Source organism: Sulfurimonas sp. (genome assembly GCF_019429335.1).
Taxonomy (GTDB): domain Bacteria; phylum Campylobacterota; class Campylobacteria; order Campylobacterales; family Sulfurimonadaceae; genus Sulfurimonas.
In genome coordinates this window covers 1-3,266 of sequence record NZ_JAHYJB010000056.1, presented here as the reverse complement: position 1 = coordinate 3,266, position 3,266 = coordinate 1, and the positions used below count along the sequence as shown (strand labels likewise).

Genomic DNA, 3,266 nt, shown 5'->3' with positions numbered 1-3,266 from the left:
GAAAAAATCCAAGAGAAATAAAAAATCATTCGGACACTTATGCTAAAATATCGCCACAGAAAATATCTCTTCTTCAACTGTCCGAATGAAACCGACAGAGGTGTCCGGATAAACCGTTATATGCAACTACTGCATGCCCCGTTTGTCCGCCTAGACCGCCTGTGATAAAAACAATATCTACACCCTCTAATGTATTTATGACATTTTTATAATCATCATCTGAATTGATTGTAATAAATTCAATATTTGTGCCTTGTGCCTTTATCATGCTGTCGATAATATGGCTGCCGCTGCTGCCAAAGCCGACTACAACTATTCGATTTTTTTGAACTATTTTCGATTCGCTCAGAATAAATGGTCCCATGATGACCCTCCTTGTTTTAATATAGCAGAGTCTATCGTTATCATACGACATCTTTATGTCTGGATAGTTAAATTAATTTTAGGAATTAAGAGCCGTGATGAGCTACTAATAATTGACAAATAGCTCATATAGTGATACGATTGTGATATTAATCAGCTCAGAGGTATTAATGAAAAAGAAGCAGCAATGGATTTGGCAACATCCCGAGTATCCAAAATTTAACTATAATCTTCGTGGATTTCTTACAAAGATTACGCAAATTGCTCAAAATATCGGTCAGGTTAAAGCTCTTATCGCACTCTTAGATCAAGATGCTCAAAACAGCATCAAAATAGATCTTTTTACAAGCGACATTGTCTCTACATCTGCCATAGAGGGCGAACATCTCTCAAGAGAGAGTGTGCGCTCTTCTATAAGAAAAAAACTAGATACTCAGTTTGATAAAGCAGATGATAAATCTACCTATTATACTGATGCACTTGCAGCTATACTCATGGATGCTATGCTGAATGCAACGCCTCTAAATCTAGAACGCTTGCATAAATGGCATATTGCACTTCTCTCTCATACGCCAAGCGCTTTTAAAAATATACGACTCGGAGAATTTCGAGACTATGATGATATGCAAATCGTCTCAGGCCCGATAGGAAAAGAGAGGGTACACTTTGTAGGACTTCCTCACAAAAAAATAGATGAAGATATAAACTCTTTGTTGAAGTATATCAATGGTAGCGATGATGATATTTATATCAAAAGTGCGATTGCTCATCTATGGTTTGTGACTATTCACCCTTATGACGATGGCAATGGCAGGATAGCTAGGCTTATAAGCGACTATGTTATATCTCAAAGTTTTGGACTGGAGTATAAATATTTTTCCATCTCCTTAGCGATTGCAAATGACCGTAAAAATTATTATGACAAGCTAGAGACCACCCAAAACTTAACAGATAATCCTAACTTGGATTGTACATCGTGGATAGAATGGTACTTGGACAGATTTAACGACTCGCTTCAAGAGACGCTGGTCGCAATCAACAAAGTCATAAATAAAACAAAGTTTTGGGATAAGGTACGGCACATAAGCCTCAACCAACGACAGTTAAAAGTATTGACTAAATTACTACAATACAATGCAGGTGAGTTTCAAGGCGGTTTAACAACTAAAAAATATGTAGCCATGACAAAAACTTCACTGGCAACCGCAAAAAGAGATATACAAGAACTTCTAAAATATGGATGCTTGTATCAGATTGAAGGCACTCAAGGAAGAAATATTAGATATTACATTGCGTATTGAACGTAAAAAAAGTAAACCAGACATAAAGATGTCATTAAAAAGAGTATAAATTTAAAAGTTCTAAGATTCATAAAGTTATAATCAGTTTATTTTGAACAATATACATACAAAGAATGGTAATGGCATACAAACACGACTACGACAAGATACTTACGAGGCTCTCTTATATTCTCTCAAGACTAAATGACGGAGAGGCGCTTTCGGTTAAGGATCTCGCAAAAGAGTTTAACACTAGCGAGAGAACGGTGCAGAGAGATTTTAATGAGCGTCTGGTCTCTTTTCCCATCTTTCAAGATGGCAAAAAGTGGAAAATGCAAGAGGGGTTTAGGGTTGAGAAAACAAAGTCTTTGGAAGATGAAATAATTTTAGACATCATAGAAAAAATCACTGAAGGCATAGGCGGCAAATTTGCGTCCAAGTCACATAAGCTGCTCTCAAAGATAAAAAACCAAGATTTCAATCCAATCTATGCAAAGTTAAACATCGAAGATATCAGCGATAAGTTTGATGAGATACAGATCATTGAGGGTGCTATAAAATCAAAAAAAGAGATAGTGTGCTCTTATGATGATGAGCGGCACGATATTTTCAAGGTAGCTCTCAAGCCTCTTAAGATTGTAAACTTTGAGGGGTTCTGGTACTTGGTTGCGCTTCAAGAGGATGTGCTTAAGAAGTACTACCTAAAAAACATCTCAAATGTAAAAGCGACCGATACGGCTTTTTCCACCGACGCAAAGCTTGAAGACCTGCTTGAAAATTCCGTTTCCGTATGGTTCCAAAAGGATGTAGAACCGTTTGAAGTTAAGATTTATGCCAACAAGATTGCCGCAAAGTACCTTCAAAGAAGACCGCTTCCGACACAGTCCATTGAGTCTCTTCACAAAGACGGAACTATGGAATTTGTCATAAAAATAACGCATGAGATGGAGATACTTCCCATTATCAAGTATTGGCTGCCGCACATGAGAGTCATAGAGCCTGAGTGGATACAGGAGATGATAGATGAGGATATTAATTGGTATTTAAATAATCAGACATAATCTTGCCATTAACACTATTGGTATAGTAGATATTTAAAACAAAGGATTCAAAAATGAATTTTGCAGAGCGTAGAAAGCCTACAATTTAGTTATTAGAAAAAATTAAAAATAATCTATTGAAAACAGGACTATTAATATTCCTAATTGTAAATGCATATATGAACAACAGGGATGTACTGGAAGAGAATTTAAACTGTGTATATTACACAGTTACGGCAGAAAAATTAAATGTCAGGGATAGTGCTAATTATGATTCTAATATTGTTGGAAAAGTAGAAAAACCAAATCGTCTTTGTATTGACAATTTAGAGGGGGAATGGGCACATATCAAGAACAGTAATTGGGTTAATGTAAAATATCTTAATAAACAAGATCGTAATATTGTTGATGAATATATTGGACCAGTCCTTATTGCCCCAATTATAATATTTTTTGTTATTACTCAACTTTCGCACATAAAACCAAGCTCTTTTTTGGTGTAAGCTCCGATAAGAGCGACAAGTTGGTGTAATTCTTTACTCATCTTGATATTATTGCTGATATTGGCTATGTTTGTAAGGAT

At 35.8% G+C, this 3,266-nt stretch carries 4 protein-coding genes; 3 read left to right on the top strand and 1 reads right to left on the bottom strand.

The window, feature by feature from the left end; translation table 11 throughout:
- Nucleotides 1-73: 73 nt before the first annotated feature.
- Nucleotides 74-364, bottom strand: coding sequence for a hypothetical protein (locus tag K0A91_RS10720; protein WP_295010179.1), 291 nt, complete (start codon nucleotides 362-364; stop codon nucleotides 74-76).
- Nucleotides 365-533: 169 nt separating this feature from the next.
- Between K0A91_RS10720 and K0A91_RS10715 the strand changes: the two genes are divergently transcribed.
- The 3 genes from K0A91_RS10715 (at nucleotide 534) to K0A91_RS10705 (ending at nucleotide 3,186) form a co-directional block, all read left to right on the top strand.
- Nucleotides 534-1,664 carry a DUF4172 domain-containing protein gene (locus tag K0A91_RS10715; protein WP_295010178.1) on the top strand — a complete coding sequence of 377 codons (1,131 nt, stop codon included), beginning with the start codon at nucleotides 534-536 and terminating at the stop codon, nucleotides 1,662-1,664.
- Nucleotides 1,665-1,783: 119 nt separating this feature from the next.
- The gene (locus K0A91_RS10710; protein ID WP_295010177.1) at nucleotides 1,784-2,704 is read left to right on the top strand and encodes a WYL domain-containing protein; all 921 of its coding nucleotides are present in this window, start codon (nucleotides 1,784-1,786) and stop codon (nucleotides 2,702-2,704) included.
- 116 nt (nucleotides 2,705-2,820) lie between these two features.
- Nucleotides 2,821-3,186, top strand: a complete 366-nt coding sequence (locus K0A91_RS10705) for a hypothetical protein (protein ID WP_295010176.1) — start codon at nucleotides 2,821-2,823, stop codon at nucleotides 3,184-3,186.
- Nucleotides 3,187-3,266: the final 80 nt, after the last annotated feature.